Annotated in this window: 19 protein-coding genes; 11 read left to right on the top strand and 8 right to left on the bottom strand. The window is 67.9% G+C overall.

The features are described from left to right. The 6 genes from VB739_RS09390 to VB739_RS09365 form a co-directional block, all read left to right on the top strand. A partial coding sequence (locus VB739_RS09390) for a CocE/NonD family hydrolase (protein WP_323356815.1) occupies nucleotides 1–1,150 on the top strand: 1,150 nt, incomplete at its 5' end. 22 nt (nucleotides 1,151–1,172) lie between these two features. Next, entirely contained in the window at nucleotides 1,173–1,943 is a 771-nt protein-coding gene (locus VB739_RS09385) for a DUF3887 domain-containing protein (protein WP_323356814.1), read from the top strand. Between the two features lie 51 nt (nucleotides 1,944–1,994). Continuing rightward, nucleotides 1,995–4,289 carry a 1,4-alpha-glucan branching protein GlgB gene (gene glgB / locus VB739_RS09380; protein ID WP_323356813.1) on the top strand — a complete coding sequence of 765 codons (2,295 nt, stop codon included), beginning with the start codon at nucleotides 1,995–1,997 and terminating at the stop codon, nucleotides 4,287–4,289. Between the two features lie 87 nt (nucleotides 4,290–4,376). Further along, a complete protein-coding gene (gene hemE / locus VB739_RS09375) occupies nucleotides 4,377–5,435 on the top strand; it encodes a uroporphyrinogen decarboxylase (RefSeq protein WP_323356812.1) in 1,059 nt (352 codons plus the stop codon). Then, nucleotides 5,432–6,442 carry an NAD(P)-dependent oxidoreductase gene (locus VB739_RS09370; protein ID WP_323356811.1) on the top strand — a complete coding sequence of 337 codons (1,011 nt, stop codon included), beginning with the start codon at nucleotides 5,432–5,434 and terminating at the stop codon, nucleotides 6,440–6,442. Before hemE ends, VB739_RS09370 begins: the two co-directional genes overlap by 4 nt. Nucleotides 6,443–6,540: 98 nt before the next feature. Further along, complete coding sequence (locus VB739_RS09365; RefSeq protein WP_323356810.1) at nucleotides 6,541–6,882, top strand: c-type cytochrome; 342 nt, start codon at nucleotides 6,541–6,543, stop codon at nucleotides 6,880–6,882. Nucleotides 6,883–6,979: 97 nt separating this feature from the next. Here the strand turns inward: VB739_RS09365 and VB739_RS09360 are convergent, their stop codons facing one another. Continuing rightward, nucleotides 6,980–7,186 carry a hypothetical protein gene (locus tag VB739_RS09360; protein ID WP_323356809.1) on the bottom strand — a complete coding sequence of 69 codons (207 nt, stop codon included), beginning with the start codon at nucleotides 7,184–7,186 and terminating at the stop codon, nucleotides 6,980–6,982. 53 nt (nucleotides 7,187–7,239) lie between these two features. Here VB739_RS09360 and VB739_RS09355 point away from each other — a divergent pair, with 53 nt between their 5' ends. From VB739_RS09355 to VB739_RS09345, 3 genes are all read left to right on the top strand, one after another. Then, on the top strand, nucleotides 7,240–7,590 hold the full coding sequence (locus VB739_RS09355) for a hypothetical protein (RefSeq protein ID WP_323356808.1): 351 nt from the start codon (nucleotides 7,240–7,242) through the stop codon (nucleotides 7,588–7,590). Between the two features lie 103 nt (nucleotides 7,591–7,693). Further along, the gene (gene clpB, locus VB739_RS09350; protein ID WP_323356807.1) at nucleotides 7,694–10,327 is read left to right on the top strand and encodes an ATP-dependent chaperone ClpB; all 2,634 of its coding nucleotides are present in this window, start codon (nucleotides 7,694–7,696) and stop codon (nucleotides 10,325–10,327) included. Nucleotides 10,328–10,382: 55 nt separating this feature from the next. Continuing rightward, nucleotides 10,383–10,853, top strand: coding sequence for an NUDIX hydrolase (locus VB739_RS09345; protein WP_323356806.1), 471 nt, complete (start codon nucleotides 10,383–10,385; stop codon nucleotides 10,851–10,853). 46 nt (nucleotides 10,854–10,899) lie between these two features. On the opposite strand, the gene VB739_RS09340 is transcribed toward VB739_RS09345, so the two are convergent. The 3 genes from VB739_RS09340 to VB739_RS09330 form a co-directional block, all read right to left on the bottom strand. After that, a complete protein-coding gene (locus VB739_RS09340) occupies nucleotides 10,900–11,385 on the bottom strand; it encodes a hypothetical protein (protein ID WP_323356805.1) in 486 nt (161 codons plus the stop codon). After that, a complete protein-coding gene (locus VB739_RS09335) occupies nucleotides 11,378–11,674 on the bottom strand; it encodes a DUF1778 domain-containing protein (protein WP_323356804.1) in 297 nt (98 codons plus the stop codon). Before VB739_RS09335 ends, VB739_RS09340 begins: the two co-directional genes overlap by 8 nt. Before the next feature lie 152 nt (nucleotides 11,675–11,826). Then, nucleotides 11,827–11,949, bottom strand: coding sequence for a hypothetical protein (locus VB739_RS09330; protein ID WP_323356816.1), 123 nt, complete (start codon nucleotides 11,947–11,949; stop codon nucleotides 11,827–11,829). Nucleotides 11,950–12,615: 666 nt separating this feature from the next. Here VB739_RS09330 and VB739_RS09325 point away from each other — a divergent pair. Further along, nucleotides 12,616–13,536 (top strand): mechanosensitive ion channel family protein, encoded by a 921-nt coding sequence (locus VB739_RS09325; protein WP_323356803.1) that lies wholly within the window; start codon nucleotides 12,616–12,618, stop codon nucleotides 13,534–13,536. Nucleotides 13,537–13,547: 11 nt separating this feature from the next. Here the strand turns inward: VB739_RS09325 and VB739_RS09320 are convergent, their stop codons facing one another. Genes VB739_RS09320 through VB739_RS09305 form a run of 4 tightly spaced genes read right to left on the bottom strand, consistent with a single transcriptional unit; the run spans nucleotide 13,548 to nucleotide 16,168 of the window. Further along, nucleotides 13,548–14,321, bottom strand: a complete 774-nt coding sequence (locus VB739_RS09320; RefSeq protein ID WP_323356802.1) for a Coq4 family protein — start codon at nucleotides 14,319–14,321, stop codon at nucleotides 13,548–13,550. Between the two features lie 10 nt (nucleotides 14,322–14,331). Beyond that, nucleotides 14,332–14,619 (bottom strand): 4a-hydroxytetrahydrobiopterin dehydratase, encoded by a 288-nt coding sequence (locus VB739_RS09315; protein ID WP_323356801.1) that lies wholly within the window; start codon nucleotides 14,617–14,619, stop codon nucleotides 14,332–14,334. Between the two features lie 25 nt (nucleotides 14,620–14,644). Beyond that, complete coding sequence (locus VB739_RS09310) at nucleotides 14,645–15,097, bottom strand: secondary thiamine-phosphate synthase enzyme YjbQ (protein WP_323356800.1); 453 nt, start codon at nucleotides 15,095–15,097, stop codon at nucleotides 14,645–14,647. A 9-nt stretch (nucleotides 15,098–15,106) separates the two neighbouring features. After that, nucleotides 15,107–16,168 (bottom strand): fatty acid desaturase, encoded by a 1,062-nt coding sequence (locus tag VB739_RS09305; protein WP_323356799.1) that lies wholly within the window; start codon nucleotides 16,166–16,168, stop codon nucleotides 15,107–15,109. Nucleotides 16,169–16,365: 197 nt separating this feature from the next. On the opposite strand from VB739_RS09305, the gene VB739_RS09300 reads away from it, so the two are divergent. Further along, nucleotides 16,366–17,907, top strand: coding sequence for an NAD(P)/FAD-dependent oxidoreductase (locus tag VB739_RS09300; RefSeq protein ID WP_323356798.1), 1,542 nt, complete (start codon nucleotides 16,366–16,368; stop codon nucleotides 17,905–17,907). Nucleotides 17,908–17,917 lie beyond the last annotated feature (10 nt).

Raw genomic sequence — 17,917 nt, 5'->3', positions numbered from 1 at the left:
GGGCTGGGCCCTGCAGCTGGCCGCCGAGGGCTGCCGCCGTCGCGGCGACGGCGCCGGCTGGCGGGAGATCCGCCGCAGCCTCCAGCAGGGCCATTTCTGCGACGAGGGGCTGGCCCTGCTGGAGCGCCACGACCCGGCCGGCATGGGTCTGCGCTGGCTGACGCTGGATCCCGCCGTCCCACAGGGCTGGACGGTCCACACCGCGGCGCCGGCGCTGCTGCGCCGACCGATGCTGCTGATCGGCGGCTGGCACGACCCGCACCTGAACGGCGTGCTCGATCTCTGGGCCCGGGCCCGTGCCGCCGGCGGCAGCCCCGGACTCGTGATCGGCGCCTGGAGCCACCTCGACTGGAACGGCGGCCTCGACACCGAGCTGCTGGCCTTCTTCCGGCGCCATCTGCAGGAGGCGGCTCCTGGCACCAGCCCGCCGACGGCCTCCGAGGCGCCCATCCGCCTGCAGTGCTGCGCCACCGGCGCCTGGCACAGCGCGGACGACCCCAGCGAGCCGCAGGGGGCGGCCATCGGCTGGTCACTGCATTCGGCAGGCCTGGCGGCGATCCGCTGCGATGAAGGGGAACTGCGGCCGGCCGCAGCGCCAGCGGAGGGCCCGCGGGGTGGCGGCGTGGTGGTGCTGGTGCACGACCCCTGGCGGCCGGTGGCCGGCAGGGGCGGCCATCTCGGCCTGGTGCCCGGACTGGTGGAGCGGGCTGACCTGGATCGGCGCGCCGATGTGGCCTGCTTCAGCACCACCCCTTTGGCGCAACCCCTGTGGCTGCTCGGGACCGTCCGCCTGCAGCTGCGGGTGAGCGCCGACCAGCCCAGCTTCGATCTCTGTGCCGCCCTCTCCGAGGTGAGCCCGGACGGGCGAAGCGTGCGCCAACTGAGCAGCGGCGTGGCCCGCTTCGGCCCCGAGGAGGCCGCCGCCTCAGGGCCCCGCCGTGTGGTCCTGCAGCCCCTGGCAACCCTGGTGGCCGCCGGGCAGCGGCTGCGGCTGTCCCTGGCGGCAGCGGCCTGGCCGCTGATCGCCGTCAATCCCGGCGACGGCAGCCTGCCGGCGGGTGGCAGCAGCGCTGAGCACCGTGTGATCAGCCTGACGCTGGAGCTCGACGGCAGCTGGCTGAGCCTGGAGCCCCTGATTCGGGCAAACTGAGCCAACTCGAACCCCGTCGCCCATGCCGCGCCCCCAACCGCGCCGAGCCCTGATCGGCCTGACGCTGCTCGTGAGCAGCCTGGCGGTGCTGGCACCGCGTGGGGCGTGGGCCCAGGCCGTGCCGATTCCCACCAGCACCGGCCAGCCCAGCGCCGCCTTGAGCGAAGCCAAGGCCCGCGCGGCCGCCGAGAGGGTCCTGGCCACCATCCGCAACGGCGATGCCCAGGCACGCTTCAACCAGTTCTCGCCGGCCCTGCAACGCGTCAGCAGCCCCAGCATGGTGGCCGTCACCATGAAGACCCAGCCCAGGCTGCTGCGCTGGGAGATCCGCAGCATCCAGCCCGGCTACGACTCGAGCACGGTGGAGGCCACCCTGTTCACCAGCGCCGGGCAGCGCGATCTGCTGATGGTGATCGATGCCGACGGCCGGATCGACGGCTACCACTTCAACGTGACCGACCAACCCGCCGAGAAGGTGGTGCGTGACTTCATCGGCGCCCTCTCGAGCGGCCACTTCATCTCCGCCAGCAGCTTCCTGTCCCCCGTGATGCAGGAGCAGATTTCCCAGGCCCAGCTGCAGCAGAAATGGCTCAACCTGCAGCGCATCACCGGTAACTTCGTGCGGGTCAAGGCCATCCACCGGGCCGAGAGCACCCCGGACATGCGGCTGGTGATCGTCAACACCGAGTTCAACCGCCTCACCGACAATCTGTTCGTCACGCTGGATGCCCAGAACCAGATCATCGGCGTGGATTTCCCCACGGATCCGGCCCCTCCCACGCCGCCGCGCTGAGCAGGCCCGTCCACCGACGTAAGCTCCCGGCGCATGCCCGCCCCATCTTCCATGGCCCTGTCCAGCCTCGAATGGATGGTCGATGATGCCCATCGCCTGGCGGAATGTCGCCACGACCATCCCTTCTCCGTGCTCGGACCGCAGCCCCTGGACGGCGGTGGCTGGGTGGTACGAGCTTGGATGCCGGACGCCCATGTGGTGGAGCTGCTGATCGGGGGCGAGCGGCTGGCCATGGCCAACCCCCACCATCCCTGGATTTTCGAAACCCGCTTGGAGGCCGACCCCGGCTGTGGCTATCGCCTGCACGTGCAACGGGGTGGCATCGAGCACGAGCAGCACGACCCCTGGGCCTTCCGCCACGAGTGGATGGGGGACCTGGACCGTCACCTGTTCGCCGAGGGCAACCACCACCACGTCTGGCGGCGCATGGGGGCCCACGTCGTCGAACGGGACGGCATCGCCGGGGTGCAGTTCTGTCTGTGGGCGCCCAATGCCCGCAGCGTGGCCCTGCTGGGCCATTTCAACGGCTGGGATGGCCGCCATCACCCCATGCAGCAGCGACTCGGGGGCGCCTGGGAACTGTTCATCCCCGGGCTGGGCGTCGGCGAAACCTACAAGTACGAGGTGAGGGCCCAGAACGGCCACTGCTACCAGAAGGCCGACCCCTACGGCTTCCGGCACGAGATCCGGCCGAACACCGGCTCGATCGTGGCCCAGCTGGGCACCTACCACTGGAACGACAGCCACTGGATCGAAGAGCGGGATGGCCGCGATCCCCTGCCCCAGCCGATCGCGGTGTACGAGATGCACCTCGGCAGCTGGATGCATGCCGCCGTCGACCAGCCCTTCCTCGAAGCCGATGGCAGCGCCCGGCCGCCGGTGCCCGCCGCCGACATGAAACCGGGCGCCCGGTTGATGACCTACCCGGAACTGGCCGACAGGGTGATCCCCTATGTGAAGGCGCGCGGCTTCACCCACATCGAGCTGATGCCGATCTCGGAGCACCCCTTCGATGGCTCCTGGGGGTATCAGGTCACGGGCTGGTACGCCCCCACCAGCCGCTTCGGCAGCCCGGATGAGTTTCGCGCCTTCGTCGACCGCTGCCACGCCGAAGGCATCGGCGTGATCCTCGACTGGGTGCCCGGCCACTTCCCGAAGGACAGCCACGGCCTGGCCTTCTTCGATGGCGCCCACCTCTACGAGCATGCCGACCCCCGCATCGGCGAGCACAAGGAGTGGGGCACCCTCATCTTCAATTACAGCCGCAACGAGGTGCGCAACTTCCTCGTCGCCAACCTCATCTACTGGTTCGAGGAGTTTCACATCGATGGCATCCGGGTGGATGCGGTGGCGTCGATGCTTTACCGCGACTACCTGCGCCCGGATGGCGAATGGCTGCCCAATGAACAGGGCGGACGGGAGAATCTGGAAGCAGTGCGCTTCCTGCAGCAGGCCAACCACGTGCTGTTCCAGCACTTCCCCGGCGCCCTTTCGATCGCCGAGGAATCCACCACCTGGCCGATGGTGACCCAGCCCACCGACATGGGCGGCCTGGGGTTCAACCTCAAGTGGAACATGGGCTGGATGCACGACATGCTCGATTACTTCGAGCTGGATCCCTGGTTCCGCCAGTTCCACCAGAACCACGTCACCTTCTCGATCTGGTACGCCTTCACCGAGAACTTCATGCTGGCCCTGAGCCACGATGAAGTGGTGCACGGCAAGAGCAACCTGCTGCACAAGATGCCGGGGGACGACTGGCAGAAGTTCGCCAATGTGCGCGCCCTGCTGGCCTACATGTGGACCCACCCGGGCAAGAAAACAATCTTCATGGGGATGGAGTTCGGCCAGCGGGCCGAATGGAACGTCTGGGGGGATCTGCAGTGGGAGCTGCTGCAATTCGAAGCCCACAAGGGCCTGCTCAACCTGGTGGACGACCTCAACGTCTTCTACAAATCCGAGCCAGCGCTGTGGGGCGACGACTTCGATCAGTACGGCTTCCAGTGGATCGACTGCAACGACAACCGCCATTCGGTGATCAGCTTCATGCGCCGCGACAGCGGCAGCGGGCGCTGGGTGGTGGTGGTGGCCAACTTCACCCCCCAGAGCCATTCCCACTACCGGGTGGGTGTGCCGCTGGAGGGCTTCTACGCGGAGGTCTTCAACACCGACAGCAGCCGCTACGGCGGCAGCAACCTTGGCAACCTGGGCGGTCGCTTCACCGATGCCTGGGCCATCCACGACTACCAGAACTCGCTGGAGCTGTGCCTGCCTCCCCTGAGCGTGGTGGTGTTCCGGCTCGACGAATCCCGCAGCCTGGAGCGTCCGGCCATCAGCGCGGGCTGAGGGGCCCCATGCCACGACTGGTGACAGGAGCGGCCGGGGGTCGGGGTTGCTCGTTTAGGTTCCGCGGTTGACCTTCCAACCGGCGCAATGACTGAATCCGCCCCCCTGCTGCTGCGCGCCGCCCGAGGTGAGCAGGTGGAGCGGCCCCCGGTCTGGATGATGCGCCAGGCGGGCCGCTACATGAAGGTCTACCGCGACCTGCGCGACCGCCACCCCGGTTTCCGCGAACGCTCGGAGAACCCCGATCTCTCCTATGAGATCTCGATGCAGCCGTTCCACGCCTTCCGTCCCGACGGCGTGATCCTGTTCTCCGACATCCTCACGCCCCTGCCGGGGATGGGCATCGACTTCGACATCATCGAGAGCAAGGGGCCGATCATCGAGCCCGCCATCCGCAGCCAGGCCCAGGTGGACGCGCTGCGCCCTCTGGATCCGGCTGAGGCCCTGCCCTTTGTGGGCGAGGTGCTGGGGCGGCTGCGGGCTGACGTGGGCAACCAGGCGGCGGTGCTGGGCTTCGTGGGCGCCCCCTGGACCCTGGCGGCCTACGCCGTGGAGGGCAAGAGCTCCAAGACCTATTCGGTGATCAAGGCGATGGCCTTCCAGGAGCCCGCCCTGCTGCACCGGCTCCTGGGCCACCTGGCCGATCAGATCGCCACCTACGTGCGCTACCAGATCGACAGTGGCGCCCAGGTGGTGCAGCTGTTCGATTCCTGGGCGGGCCAGCTGAGCCCGATCGACTACGACGTGTTCGCCGCCCCGTACCAGAAGCGGGTGATCGACCAGGTGAAGGCCACCCACCCGGACACGCCCCTGATCCTCTACATCTCCGGCAGCGCCGGCGTGCTGGAGCGCATGGCCACCACCGGCGTGGACTTCATCTCGCTCGACTGGACCGTGGACATGGCCGACGGCTGCGCCCGCCTGCCCCAGCACCTGGGCGTGCAGGGCAATGTGGACCCCGGCCTGCTGTTCGGCACCCCCGAGGCGATCCGGGCGCGGATCCTGGACACGGTGCGCAAGGCCCGCGGCCGCCGCCACATCCTCAACCTGGGCCACGGCATCCTGCCCGGCACCCCCGAAGACAACGCCCGCGTCTTCTTCGAGACAGGCAAAGCCGTCAACGAGCTGCTGGGGGCCGCTGTTTGAGCGCCGCCACCTCCGGGCCCCAGCGGATCCTGATCACCGGCGCCAGCGGCTGCGTCGGCCAGTACATCGCCGACAACCTGCTGGCCAACAGCGACGCCCACCTGCTGCTGCTGCTGCGGGATCCGGCCAAGCTGAGCGCCGTGCCCGCCGATCACCCGCGCATCACCCTGCTGGTGGGTGATCTGCGCGAGCTGGGCCCCCACGCTGAGGCGATCGCCAGCGCCGACCGGATCATCCACACCGCCACCGCCTGGGGGGATCCCGAGCGGGCCCAGGCGGTGAACGTGGTGGCTGTGAAGGAACTGCTGCGGCTCACCGATCCGGAGCGGCTGCAGCAGGTGATCTACTTCTCCACCGCCAGCATCCTCGACCGGCAGCTGCAGCTGCTGCCCGAAGCCATGGCCTATGGCACCGAGTACATCCAGACCAAGGCCACCTGCCTGCAGGACCTGGAGCGCCACCCCCTGGCGCCGAGGATCGTGGCGGTGTTCCCAACGCTGGTGTTCGGTGGCTCGGTGGGCACGGCCGATCCCCACCCCACCAGCTATCTCACCGCCGGGCTGAAGGAGGCCTTCGGCTGGCTGTGGCTGGCCCGCTGGCTGCGCACCGACGCCAGCTTCCACTTCATCCACGCCGCCGACATCGCCACGGTCTGCGCCCATCTGGCCACCACTCCCCACGGCCCCAACCCGGAGCCTGGCCAGGGACCGGTGCGGCGGCTGGTGCTGGGCCAGGCGCCGATCACGATCAACGGCGCCGTGGCCACCCTGTGCCGCTGGCGACGGGTGTGGGTGCCACCGGTGGGCATCGATCTGCGCGGCTGGCTGATCGAGGGGCTGATCAAGCTGCTGCGCATCGAGGTGAACGCCTGGGACCGCTTCTCGATCCGGCAACGCCACTTCGTGCACCAGCCGGTGAGTCCGCCCGAGCGCTTCGGCCTGGTGAGCTTCGCCCCCAACCTCGACGCGGTGCTGGAGACGGCGGGTGTGCCGCACCGGGGCCGCTGAATTGTTGCGAATGTGTCGGGGGGCCCCAACGCCAGGCGGCTGTTGCCTAATTTGATCCGGTTGCAAGTGCTATCAGGCACCTTCCTTTGCACCCTCCCATGCGTCGTCTTCTTTCCCTGTTCGCTCTCTGCCTGGCGCTGGTGCTGGGTGCCGCCCCGAGCTTCGCCGCCGATGTGGCCCACGGCGCCCAGATCTTCTCCGCCAACTGCGCCGCCTGCCACATGGGCGGCGGCAACGTGGTGAATGCCGAGCGCACGCTCAAGGCCGATGCCCTGAGCGCCTACCTGGCCGACTACAACGCTGACCATGAGGCGGCCATCGCCCATCAGGTCACCAACGGTAAGAACGCCATGCCTGCCTTCCTCGGCAAGCTCAACGACACCGACATCGCCGACGTAGCCGCCTACGTCGAGGACATGGCCTCCAAGGGCTGGGCCTGATCCACGGCCAGCTGGTCCACCCAGACTGGCTCCTCACGCGTCAAAGCCCCGGCCCAGCCGGGGCTTTTTTGTGGCCACCGCCATGGCCGCCCAGACCTCAGGACTCGGCCCGGCACGCGGCCAGCACCGCCAGGTACAGATCCTCGGGAACGTCTCTGATGTCGTACTCCGAGGGCAACATGCCGTGGACATGGCGGTGCACGACCCGCCAGCAATCGCGCTCCGGTTCAAAGACGCCACCGAGGGCCTGGGATTCGGCGGCCAGCTGGGCCACCAGGGCCTGATCGTCGGCGGCAGAGGGCATTGGTGACGGGCGGGCTGGAGAGGCGAGAATGGGGCTCAAGCCGCGACCCCATCATGGCGATCCGCCCTTCTGCCGAGCTGCTGGCGGGCCTGCTGGCCGGCGTGATGCCGCTGGCCCTGCCCCTGGCGGCACAGCCGGCGCTGGCCCAGGCGGTGTCGCCCAATGAACCGCTGGCGATTGAGGCCAGCCCAGGGCTGTCGCCGCCGGCCTGCCGGTTGTTGGTGCCTAAGAGCGAGGCGGTGCTCCAGCCCCTGCGGATCCATCCGGCCCAGGTGCCCCAGAAGAACAGCATGGGCTGCCTGTCGGCGGCGGATGCCCGCTATGGCCCCGACGGTTGCCCCAGCCAGCTGTGCGGACAAAAGGACGGGTACCAGGTGCCGATGCCGCCACAGATCGGGCCGTAGGCCGGGCGGTAGGCCTCCCCCTGCCGGTTCGGTCCTCCCACTCGGCCAATGGCGAAGGCATTCATACGGTTGCTGTACTGCCAGCCTCAGGGAGATTTCAAGCATGCATCCCACCGCCGAACTGTTCACCGAGAAGGCCTGGGGCGCCGTGGTCGCCTCGCAGCAGCTGGCCCAGCAGAAGCGCCAGCAGCAGATGGAGAGCGAGCACCTGTTCGCCGCCCTGCTGGCCCAGCAGGACCTGGCCAGCCGGATCCTGGAGAAGGCCGGCGTGGATCTGGGGGTGCTGAGCCAGAAGCTGGAGGCCTTCATCGCCACCCAGCCCAGCCTGGCCGCCGCCCCCGACAACGTCTATCTGGGCAAGGGGCTCAACGCGGTGCTGGATCGGGCCGATGGGCTCAAGAAAGAGTTTGAGGACAGCTACATCGCCGTCGAGCACCTGGTGCTGGCGTTGGCCGGCGATGAGCGCTGCGGCCGCCAGCTGCTCTCGCAGGCGGGCGCCGATGGGGCCAGGATCAAGGACGCCGTTCAGGCCGTGCGAGGCAGCCAGCGTGTGACCGACCAGAACCCGGAGGGCACCTATGAGTCGCTCGAGAAATACGGCCGCGACCTCACCGCCGCCGCCCGCGACGGCAAGCTCGACCCGGTGATCGGCCGCGACGAGGAAATCCGCCGCACCATCCAGATCCTCAGCCGCCGCACCAAGAACAACCCGGTGCTGATCGGTGAGCCCGGCGTCGGCAAGACGGCGATCGTGGAGGGGCTGGCCCAGCGGATCGTCAATGGCGATGTGCCCACGGCCCTGCAGAACCGCCAGCTGATCGCCCTCGACATGGGCGCCCTGATCGCCGGCGCCAAGTACCGCGGCGAGTTCGAGGAGCGGCTCAAGGCCGTGCTCAAGGAGGTCACCTCCAGCGAAGGGCAGATCGTGCTGTTCATCGATGAGATCCACACGGTGGTGGGGGCCGGGGCCGCCGGCGGTGCCATGGACGCCAGCAACCTGCTGAAACCGATGCTGGCCCGCGGTGAGCTGCGCTGCATCGGCGCCACCACCCTTGATGAGCACCGCCAGCACATCGAGAAGGACCCGGCCCTGGAGCGGCGTTTCCAGCAGGTGTTCGTCGACCAGCCGACGGTGGAGGACACGATCTCGATCCTGCGCGGCCTGAAGGAGCGCTACGAGGTGCACCATGGCGTGCGCATCGCCGACAACGCCCTGGTGGCAGCGGCGGTGCTCAGCAGCCGTTACATCGCCGATCGCTTCCTGCCCGACAAGGCCATCGACCTGATGGACGAATCGGCGGCCCGCCTGAAGATGGAGATCACCTCCAAGCCGGAGGAGATCGACGAGCTCGACCGCCGCATCCTGCAGCTGGAGATGGAGAAGCTCTCGCTGGGGCGGGAATCGGATCCAGCCAGCCGCGACCGGCTGGAGCGGCTGGAGAAGGAGCTGGCCGACCTGGGCGAGCAGCAGAGCAGCCTCAATGCCCAGTGGCAGAAGGAGAAGGGCTCGATCGATGAACTCTCCGCCCTCAAGGAAGAGATCGAGCAGGTGCAGCTGCAGGTGGAGCAGGCCAAACGCCAGTACGACCTCAACAAGGCCGCCGAACTGGAGTACGGCATCCTGGCGGGGCTGAACAAGAAGCTGGCCGCCCGCACCGAGGAGCTCAGCGCCCATGCCGGCGAGAAGAACCTGCTGCGCGAGGAGGTCACCGAGGACGACATCGCCGAGGTGATCGCCAAGTGGACCGGCATTCCGGTCAGCAAGCTGGTGCAGAGCGAGATGGAGAAACTGCTGCATCTCGAGGACGAGCTGCACACGCGGGTGATCGGCCAGGACCAGGCCGTGACGGCGGTGGCCGATGCCATCCAGCGCTCACGGGCCGGCCTGTCGGATCCCAACCGACCGATTGCCAGCTTCCTGTTCCTCGGCCCCACCGGCGTGGGCAAGACCGAGCTCTCCAAGGCCCTGGCGTCGCAGCTGTTCGACAGCGAAGAGGCGATGGTGCGCATCGACATGAGCGAGTACATGGAGAAGCACGCCGTGTCCCGGCTGATCGGAGCGCCTCCCGGCTACGTGGGCTACGAGGAGGGCGGCCAGCTCACCGAAGCGGTGCGGCGCCGGCCGTATGCGGTGATCCTGTTCGACGAGGTGGAGAAGGCCCACCCCGATGTGTTCAACGTGATGCTGCAGATCCTTGATGACGGCCGCGTCACCGATGGCCAGGGCCGCACGGTGGATTTCACCAACACGGTGCTGATCCTGACCAGTAACATCGGCAGCGCCTCGATCCTCGATCTGGCGGGCGATCCGGCCCGCTATGGCGAGATGGAGAAGCGGGTCAATGAGGCGCTGCGGGGCCACTTCCGGCCGGAATTCCTCAACCGTCTGGATGAATCGATCATCTTCCGCAGCCTGCGGGAAGACGAACTGCGCCAGATCGTGGCCCTGCAGGTGCAGCGGCTGACGCGGCGCCTCGAGGAACGCAAGCTGGCCCTGCGGGTGAACAGCGAAGCCCTCGACTGGCTGGCCGCCGTCGGTTACGACCCGGTGTACGGCGCCCGGCCGCTGAAGCGGGCGATCCAGCGGGAACTGGAGACGCCGATCGCCAAGGCGATCCTGGCGGGCACCTTTCCAGCCGGCAGCACCATCGCGGTGGATGTGGAAGCGGAACGGCTGCGCTTCCGCCTGGCCGAGCCGGCCGAGATCCAGGCGGTGGCGCCGGCGCTGGTGGGCTGAGGGCACCCTGCGCACTGGCGAAGCTTGGGAGGGCGGCTTGGGAAGAGAGGTGGTGATGGGGAGACGGCTGAAACGGCTCGTGGCCCGACTGCGCCTCTACTGGTTGGCGGCGCGGCTGTACGGAACCTGGCAACTGCTGGCCAAGCCCCACAACCACGGCGCCTTGGTGGCGATCTGGCACCAGCGGCGCCTGCTGCTGGTGCAGACCAGCTACCGCCACGGCCTCGGGCTGCCGGGAGGGGGCCTGGATCGACGGGAAACGGCGCGGCAGGCGGCGGTGCGGGAGCTCACTGAAGAGCTGGGGCTGCGGGTGTCGCCAGACGTGCTCGTGGACCCCTGGCAGATCACCGAAATCTCGGCGCGGGGAACGAACAGCGTGACGATCTTCACGCTGCGGGCGGAGCGGGAGCCGGCAATCCGGCTCGACGGCCTGGAGCTGGTGGCGAGCCACTGGCTGACGACGCAGGAAGCCATGGGCCGGCCGCTGGTGAGCCATGTGCGGAGGTATCTGATGGAAAGGGGGTGAGATCAGCGGGACCAGATCTCCGCGGCCCACGCAGATGAACCGCACCTCACGCTCCCAGCGGCAGGTAGAGGCTGTTTGGGGTGTCGACGTAGGGCCGAAATCCGTAGCGCAAGTAGAAACTCTTGGCGTTGTCTCCCAGGGCATCGACAATCAGGGCGTAGCCACCGACCGAACGGCGAGCTTGCAAGCAACGCTCGACGGCAAGGCCCACGAGAAGGGCACCGATGCCTTCTCCATGCCAACGCAGGTCACGAGCGAGGCGACCCATCCGAAAGCAAGGGATGGGATAGGGAGGGAGGGGACGGGCATCAGCGGGCTGAAAGTTGGAGAGGCCGACCTGTGCTGGAGCCAGAGAGTAGTAACCGGCGATCGTGCTGGGTTGGGCTGCCGGCACCAGCACCCAGGTCTGGCTGATGCCTCGGCGCATGTTCTGGTGGGCGTTTCGCTGCAAAAAGGTATCCAACATCGGTTCACCGCAGGCAAAGGCTGAGCGGTTGTGACGTTTGGGCTCGAGCAGCTGCTCGTCAAACACGCTGGACGCGGGCTCCGACCTGGGTCAAGGCATGGGAGAGCGACTCGTTGGGACGGAACGGCTCGGCGAGCGCAGCGTGGAACGCTTCGTAGTCGCGACTGGAGAGGGACAGCGCCCGATTGAGCTGGATCGCCTCAGCGGCGCGCTGTTTGGCCGCACAGCGAACGAATGCAGCAACCGAGATGCCTTCGATGGCGGCTGCCTGCTGAAGGAGCTGCTTGTCGGTGCTGGAAAGCTTGAGATCGAGGCGATCAGTGGTGGGCATCACAGCCAGCACGACTGAGTCCATGGTACGGCAGAAAGCAGTACCTCCGGGGGCCACAGGCCGTTCACATCCGGCCCTGCAACCCATAAAGAACCGTAGCGGCGCTTTCCCGCACAGCCAGGCGATTGCTCTGGCGGGGCGGAAGGGGGGGGTGACGGGCAGCTGGCGCGGGGGAACTACCAGGGGTCGGTGATCAGCAGGATCGCTGGGCGGTTGGCGGAGCTGTGGTGCTCACGGATCCAGGTGCTGGTGAGGCTGGCGTTCTCCCAGGTGGTGCGGGCGCAGCTGTCACCGGCGATGCGCTCGGACGGGACGCCGAGCTGGAGCCGCCGTTGGACGGTTGCCGGAGAATCAGCGGAGACACAGAACGGGGTGGGTTACCCGGTGGAGCACCCTGTCCCGCAGGGGAAACCAGGCCATCGGCGCCGCTGGGCAGCTGGTCCGGTCGACGGTGGGCTGGAGCGAAAGACATCGCTCAGATGCCCTGCCGCTGCTCCAGCTCTCGGTAGCGACAGGCGATCGGGACGAACGAGGCGAATTTCGGCCTGGCGAAGCCAACACCTACGCAGGGATCACTCCAGCCTCCCATCAGAAAGAAGCCGCCGAAGTTCTACAGGGGGAAGGGCAGGCAGAAGAGTTCGGCGGCGCGGAACGCGCCCGCTTGTGCTGACCGCTGAGCATTCCGGGCCAGGTGATGCGATGGGCATTGAGGAACAGTTGGTGCTGCCCATCCGCATCTGCTGGAGCGACTGAGCTGCCGTCGCCGACCACATGGTCGCGGGTCTGGTACGGCCAGTACGACTGACGCCACCAGCAGGGTGTGCCCGCCAGGATCCACAGTCTCATGAGGCCATCAGAGATTGAGCCTCACAACACGATGGCCCGCTCCCGGATGCGCTGCACCTCGATCCGCGCGCGGGTCTTCGTCTGAGCGGAGGATGGGGTGGCCCATGCGGTTCTCGCGGATGGTTCCTTCCTGGCTGGGCACGCCCCTGGTGACCAAGGCCTTCGTGGCCGTGATCGGCACGCTGGTGATCCTCCTGGTCGTGCGGATCGCTCAGACCTCCCTGGTTCGCTCCCTGCGCGATCCGGACAGCCGTTACTACGCGCGCAAGCTGGTCACCCTCGGCGGTTATCTCTCTGCCTTGCTGCTGCTGACCATCATTTTCCGCGATCGGCTCGGCGGCCTCACGGTGGCGATCGGCGTGGCCAGCGCCGGCATCGCGTTCGCCCTGCAGGAAGTGATCGCCAGCATTGCGGGCTGGATCGCCATCTCCTTCGGCGGCTTCTACGCACCGGGCGATCGTGTGCAGTTGGGCGGCATCCGCGGCGATGTGATCGACATCGGCATCCTCAGAACCACCCTGATGGAACTGGGGGAATGGGTCAGTTCTGATCTCTACACTGGCCGGATCGTCAGGATCGCCAACAGTTTCGTGTTCAAGGAGCCCGTGTTCAACTATTCGGGAGACTTCCCCTTTCTCTGGGACGAGCTGCGGGTGCCGGTCATGCACGGCGGCGACCATCGCCTCGCCAGGACCATCCTCGAGCGGGTGATGGTCGAGGAATTTTCCCATGAACTCATCGAAGCCTCCATGCAGGCGTGGCGGGACATGGTGCGGCGCTACCTGCTTGAGAACGCCAGCCTGGAGCCCGCCGTGAGTCTGGTGATCACCGACAACTGGCTGGAATTCACCCTGCGTTACGTGGTGGATTACAAGCAGCGCCGCGTCACGCGAGACCGACTCTTCGTGAGGATCCTGGATGAATTCGCCGCCACAGAGGGAAAGGTGGCGATCGGCTCCACCACCATTCAGTTGGTGGAACCTCCCCCCTTCGAGGTGAGCGTCACGCAGAAGCCCAAGACACCTGACCAAGCCCGTTGAACGTGTCGTTCTCAGGCCTCCAGGGCCTGGGTGAGGGCCGTGTTCTGATGCCAGCTCCAGGTCCCCTCCCTCACCGCTTCGATGCCCAGCTCGGCCCGCAGCTCCTCCAGGTTCTGCTCCATCCGCTCCTCCCAGATCACCGGGAACAGCGGCCGGGCCTCGGCGCCGATGTGCAGACCCTTGCTGATCATGCCGAAGGCGTAACCGGCGGTCCGGGCCTGCTCCGCCGCGGTTTCGTGTTCATCGAGAGGCTTGTCGTTGCGGAACCAGTTGAGCAGCAGGGCCATCAGATCGGTGAAGGCCAGGCCCGGATGCGCGAACTGGGCCACGCTCAGGCTGATGACACCGAGTTCGCCAAAATTGTCGAGGCTGAAGCCGCTGACGATGTGGTGGATGTCGTGGGTGGCATAGACCCGATAGTTGATGTAATCGGCGTCGGTGTCCAGGTTGGCGTAGAAGTCGGGCTTGGGGAAGAAGTTGATGTCGTACCCCATCGTCTCCAGCACCGTGGCGTAGGTGTGGCCCAGGGTCCCCTTCGGCAGGGCCTTGAGGGCGGCCGCGTCGTAGGGGCCGCTCAGCCGCCGCTGCTCGATCAGGGCCTCCGCGGCAGGGTCCCGCTGCAGCAGCGCCCGGCAGACCTGCATCGGACGGGACTGACGCAGCCGGTGGGAGAGCAGAAAGACGTTGTTGGCCGAAGCACCGGCTCCGGCGGCCAGATCGGCGAGTTCGAGAAACGAGCGGATGTTCTCCTCGGTGGCGATCCGATCGAGGTAGCGAAATCCCATGGGTGCGGCCTCAGCTCACTAAGCCATCAATCTGCTGCGCCAGGGCCAGGTCGAGGTCCGACAGCCCACCGGTGTCATGGGTGGTGAGGTTGATCGTCACCCGGTTCCAGACGTTGCACCACTCCGGGTGGTGCTCCAAGGCCTCAGCCGCCAGGGCCACCCGGGTCATGAAGCCGAAGGCGGCGGAAAAATCGGCGAAGCGCAATTCGCGGTGCAACTTGCCCTCCCGCACGGTCCACTGCGGCAGTTCGGTGGGCAACGCAGCGATCTGGGCCGGAGTCAGGGGCTTGGCAGCCATGGCGGTAGAGAGCAGAGGATAAGGGTCATTCGCCGAGCAGATGCAGGCTGAAGCGGCGCCGGTGCGGCCGGGCCCTGTGCTCCCACACATACACAGCCTGCCAGGTGCCGAGCAGCAAACGGCCCGATTGGAACGGCAGCACCAGGCTGGTGCAGGTGAGCGCGGTGCGGATGTGGGCGGGCATGTCGTCGGGGCCTTCGTCGTCGTGCACCCAGGCGCGCCGCTCGCCCTGGCCGCTGATCGGCCGCACCCCCTCAGGGGGCACCAGGGCCCGCAGAAAAGCGGCCAGATCCACCAGCACCCGGGGATCGGCGTTTTCGTTGATCGTCAACGAACAGGAGGTGTGCTGGCTGGCGATGGTGGCGCTGCCCAGCTGCAGTCCGCTGGCGGCGATCAGGCCGTTGATGGCGCCGGTGATGTCATCGAAGCCCTCGCCTTTGGTGCTGATCTCCAGCGAGCTCAGGCTCTGGCGCAACATGAGTGATGCTCAGCCGGCGGCGGCCACCTGGAGGCCGGATCGCTGGTCGTCGATCGTGGTCAGGCGGCACGCCTGGGGATCCCAGAGGATGTAGCTGAAGCAGCCCGGGATGTCGGCCAGGGACAGCCGCCGCACGCCGCTCAGCAGGTGGGCGTTGCGCTCATGGCAGGCCCGGAGCCGGTAGTTGGGGATCTTCGAGGAGAGGTGGTGGATGGCGTGGCAGCCGATGTCGGCCGAGAACCAGTTGAAGATCGGCGGCAGTTCCAGATCACTGGTGCCCTCCAGCACCCCGGTCATCTCGCTCCAGCCGGCGGTGGCATGGGCGTAGGAGCCGGGGAAGTTGTGCTGCACAAAGAAGATGCAGATGAAGATCGCCGCCGCACAGGCCATCACCGGGGTGTAGATCGACCAGAACACACCGGCACCGAGCCAGTGGGCCATCAGCCACCAGGAGCCGATCACGGCGATGTTGTTGGCCACCAGGTGGCGGAATTCCTCGTTGGTGTACCAGTGCTTGGATCGATAGCTGGACAGGATCTGGCCCAGGCCCATCGGCTCCGGGCTGCGCAGGCAGGCCATCAGGTGGGGGAAGAAGCCCGCCAGCCCCAGCAGCAGGGCCACCCGGGGCTTGATCACCAGATAGAAGAAACCACCGGGGAACAGCATCGCCGGGTGGCGCAGCACGCCATAAAAGCGTTGCTGGCCGGGGCTGAGGGCCGCGAAGGCGCTGGTGGTGACCAGGGCCGACGGTCCCTGATACTTCTCCCAGTCCCCGTTGTGGCGGTGGTGGTAGGCGTGGCCCCGCGACCAGGGGTACTGGGGGATGGCGCTGAGCACCCCGAGCAGGAAGCCGAACACCTGGTTGGCTCGCCGGCTGCGGAACAGGGAGTCGTGGCCGCAGTCGTGCATCAGCGAAAAGATGCGCGCCAGCAGCAGCACCATCACCACCATCGTGGGCAGCAGCAGCAGCGGCGCCTGCTTGAGGCTCCAGTCGGCGACCCACCAGAGCGCCGCGTAGGGGATCACGGTGTTGGCGATCTGCCAGCCGCCGCGCAGATTCGAACTGTCCATGAAGGACTTCAGTTCGAAGTCGCCGCGCTTCGGCTGTCGAACCACGGTGCGATCAGACAGGGTGGCTGGCGAGGTTCCCGGCGGCAATGCAAACCTTTTATGTATCGCGCGATCCTAGACAGAGATCCAGCGCGGCGACAGCCGTCCTGGCGAAGGGAATCTGAATAGGATCTGCAGCGGAACTGCTGCACCCCCAGGTGAACGACCTGATCGTCGTGGGCAGTGGCCTTGGAGGTCTCTGCGCCGGCGCCATCGCCGCCCGCCAGGGGCTGGAGGTGCTCGTGCTCGAGGCCCACACCACCCCTGGCGGCGCCGCCCACGGCTTTCGCCGCGGCCCCTTTCAGTTCGAGTCCGGACCATCGCTGTGGAGTGGCCTGGGCCGCTGGCCCAGCACCAATCCCCTGGCCCAGGTGCTGCGGGCAGTGGGGGAAACCCTGCCCGTGGCCACCTACCGCGACTGGGGCCTGCTGCTGCCCGAGGGAGCGCTGCGGGTCGGGGTGGGGCAGGGGCCGTTCCTGGCCCTGCTGCGTGAGCTGCGCAGCCCCGCGGTGGCGGCCGAATGGGAGCGCTTCCTCACGGCCCTGAAGCCCAGCTGCGACGCGGCCCGCTCCCTGCCCCTGCTGGCCCTGCGACCCGGGGCGGGGCTGGCCACCACCCTCGGCGGCGGCAACGCCCTGCGCCTGCTCGGCCAGGCGGGGCGGCTGGCCAGCCTGGGAGGAGCCTTCGGGCCGATCGCCCGCCGCCACCTCAGCGATCCGTTCCTGCTCCACTGGGTCGAGCTGCTCTGCTTCCTGATCTCGGGCCTGCCGATGGACCAGACCAGCGCCGCCGCCATGGCGACCCTGTTCGGCGAATGGTTCGAGCCCGACGCCGGCCTCGATTACCCCATCGGCGGCAGTGGGGCAGTGGCAGCGGCCCTGGTGCGCGGCATGGAGCGCCACGGCGGCCGGCTGCGCACCGAAGCGCCGGTGGCGGAAATCCTGGTGGAACGGGGGCGGGCGGTCGGCGTTCAGCTCGAGAACGGCGAGCGCCTCGAGGCGCGGCGCGGGGTGATCGCCAACACCAGCCCCTGGGATCTGCTCTCCCTGCTGCCTGATGAGGCGGTGCCCAGCCGCTGGCGGCGGCGCCAGGCGGCCACACCGGCCTGCGCCAGCTTCCTGCACTGGCATCTGGCCCTGCGCGGCGACGACCTCGATCACCTGCCGATCCACCACGTCTGGGTGGGCGACTGGCAACGGGGCATCGGCGCCGAACGCAACATGGTGGTGCTCTCGATGCCCTCCCGGCTCGACCCGTCCTGCGCCCCGCCCGGCCACCAGGTGCTGCACGGCTACACGCCGGCCAACGAGCCCTGGGAGCTGTGGCAGGGGCTGGAGCGGGGCAGCGCCGCCTACGACGCCCTCAAAAAGGAACGCTGCGCCATTTTCGGAGAGGTGCTCTCCCAGGTGCTGCCCGACTGGCAGGAGCGGGTCGTGATCGAACTGCAGGGCACCCCCCTCACCCAGCGCCGCTACCTGCGCACGCACCAGGGCAGCTATGGCCCGGCCTGGCCGGCCAGCAGCGGCCCCTTCCCCGGCGGCACCACCCCGATCGACGGCCTGGTGCTCTGCGGCGCCGGCGTGTTCCCGGGCATCGGCGTGCCACCGGTGGCGGTGAGCGGCGCCATGGCCGCCCACCGCTTCGTCAGCGCCCGGCAGCAACGGCAGCTGCTCGAAGACATCGGCCTGATGGACTTCTGAGGCGCTCGCG

The organism is Cyanobium gracile UHCC 0281, from assembly GCF_034931305.1.
GTDB classification, from domain to species: Bacteria; Cyanobacteriota; Cyanobacteriia; order PCC-6307; family Cyanobiaceae; genus Cyanobium; species Cyanobium gracile_A.
This window is presented reverse-complemented; position numbering and strand designations above follow the sequence as displayed.

Coding starts and splice junctions, on each gene's coding strand:
- hemE (WP_323356812.1), top strand. CDS start 4,377: ATGACTGAATCCGCCCCCCTGCTGCTGCGCGCCGCCCGAGGTGAGCAG.
- VB739_RS09315 (WP_323356801.1), bottom strand. CDS start 14,619: ATGGCTGCCAAGCCCCTGACTCCGGCCCAGATCGCTGCGTTGCCCACC.
- VB739_RS09320 (WP_323356802.1), bottom strand. CDS start 14,321: ATGGGATTTCGCTACCTCGATCGGATCGCCACCGAGGAGAACATCCGC.
- VB739_RS09335 (WP_323356804.1), bottom strand. CDS start 11,674: ATGGACTCAGTCGTGCTGGCTGTGATGCCCACCACTGATCGCCTCGAT.
- VB739_RS09365 (WP_323356810.1), top strand. CDS start 6,541: ATGCGTCGTCTTCTTTCCCTGTTCGCTCTCTGCCTGGCGCTGGTGCTG.
- VB739_RS09355 (WP_323356808.1), top strand. CDS start 7,240: ATGGCGATCCGCCCTTCTGCCGAGCTGCTGGCGGGCCTGCTGGCCGGC.
- glgB (WP_323356813.1), top strand. CDS start 1,995: ATGGCCCTGTCCAGCCTCGAATGGATGGTCGATGATGCCCATCGCCTG.
- VB739_RS09325 (WP_323356803.1), top strand. CDS start 12,616: ATGGTTCCTTCCTGGCTGGGCACGCCCCTGGTGACCAAGGCCTTCGTG.
- VB739_RS09360 (WP_323356809.1), bottom strand. CDS start 7,186: ATGCCCTCTGCCGCCGACGATCAGGCCCTGGTGGCCCAGCTGGCCGCC.
- VB739_RS09345 (WP_323356806.1), top strand. CDS start 10,383: ATGGGGAGACGGCTGAAACGGCTCGTGGCCCGACTGCGCCTCTACTGG.
- clpB (WP_323356807.1), top strand. CDS start 7,694: ATGCATCCCACCGCCGAACTGTTCACCGAGAAGGCCTGGGGCGCCGTG.
- VB739_RS09310 (WP_323356800.1), bottom strand. CDS start 15,097: ATGTTGCGCCAGAGCCTGAGCTCGCTGGAGATCAGCACCAAAGGCGAG.
- VB739_RS09305 (WP_323356799.1), bottom strand. CDS start 16,168: ATGGACAGTTCGAATCTGCGCGGCGGCTGGCAGATCGCCAACACCGTG.
- VB739_RS09385 (WP_323356814.1), top strand. CDS start 1,173: ATGCCGCGCCCCCAACCGCGCCGAGCCCTGATCGGCCTGACGCTGCTC.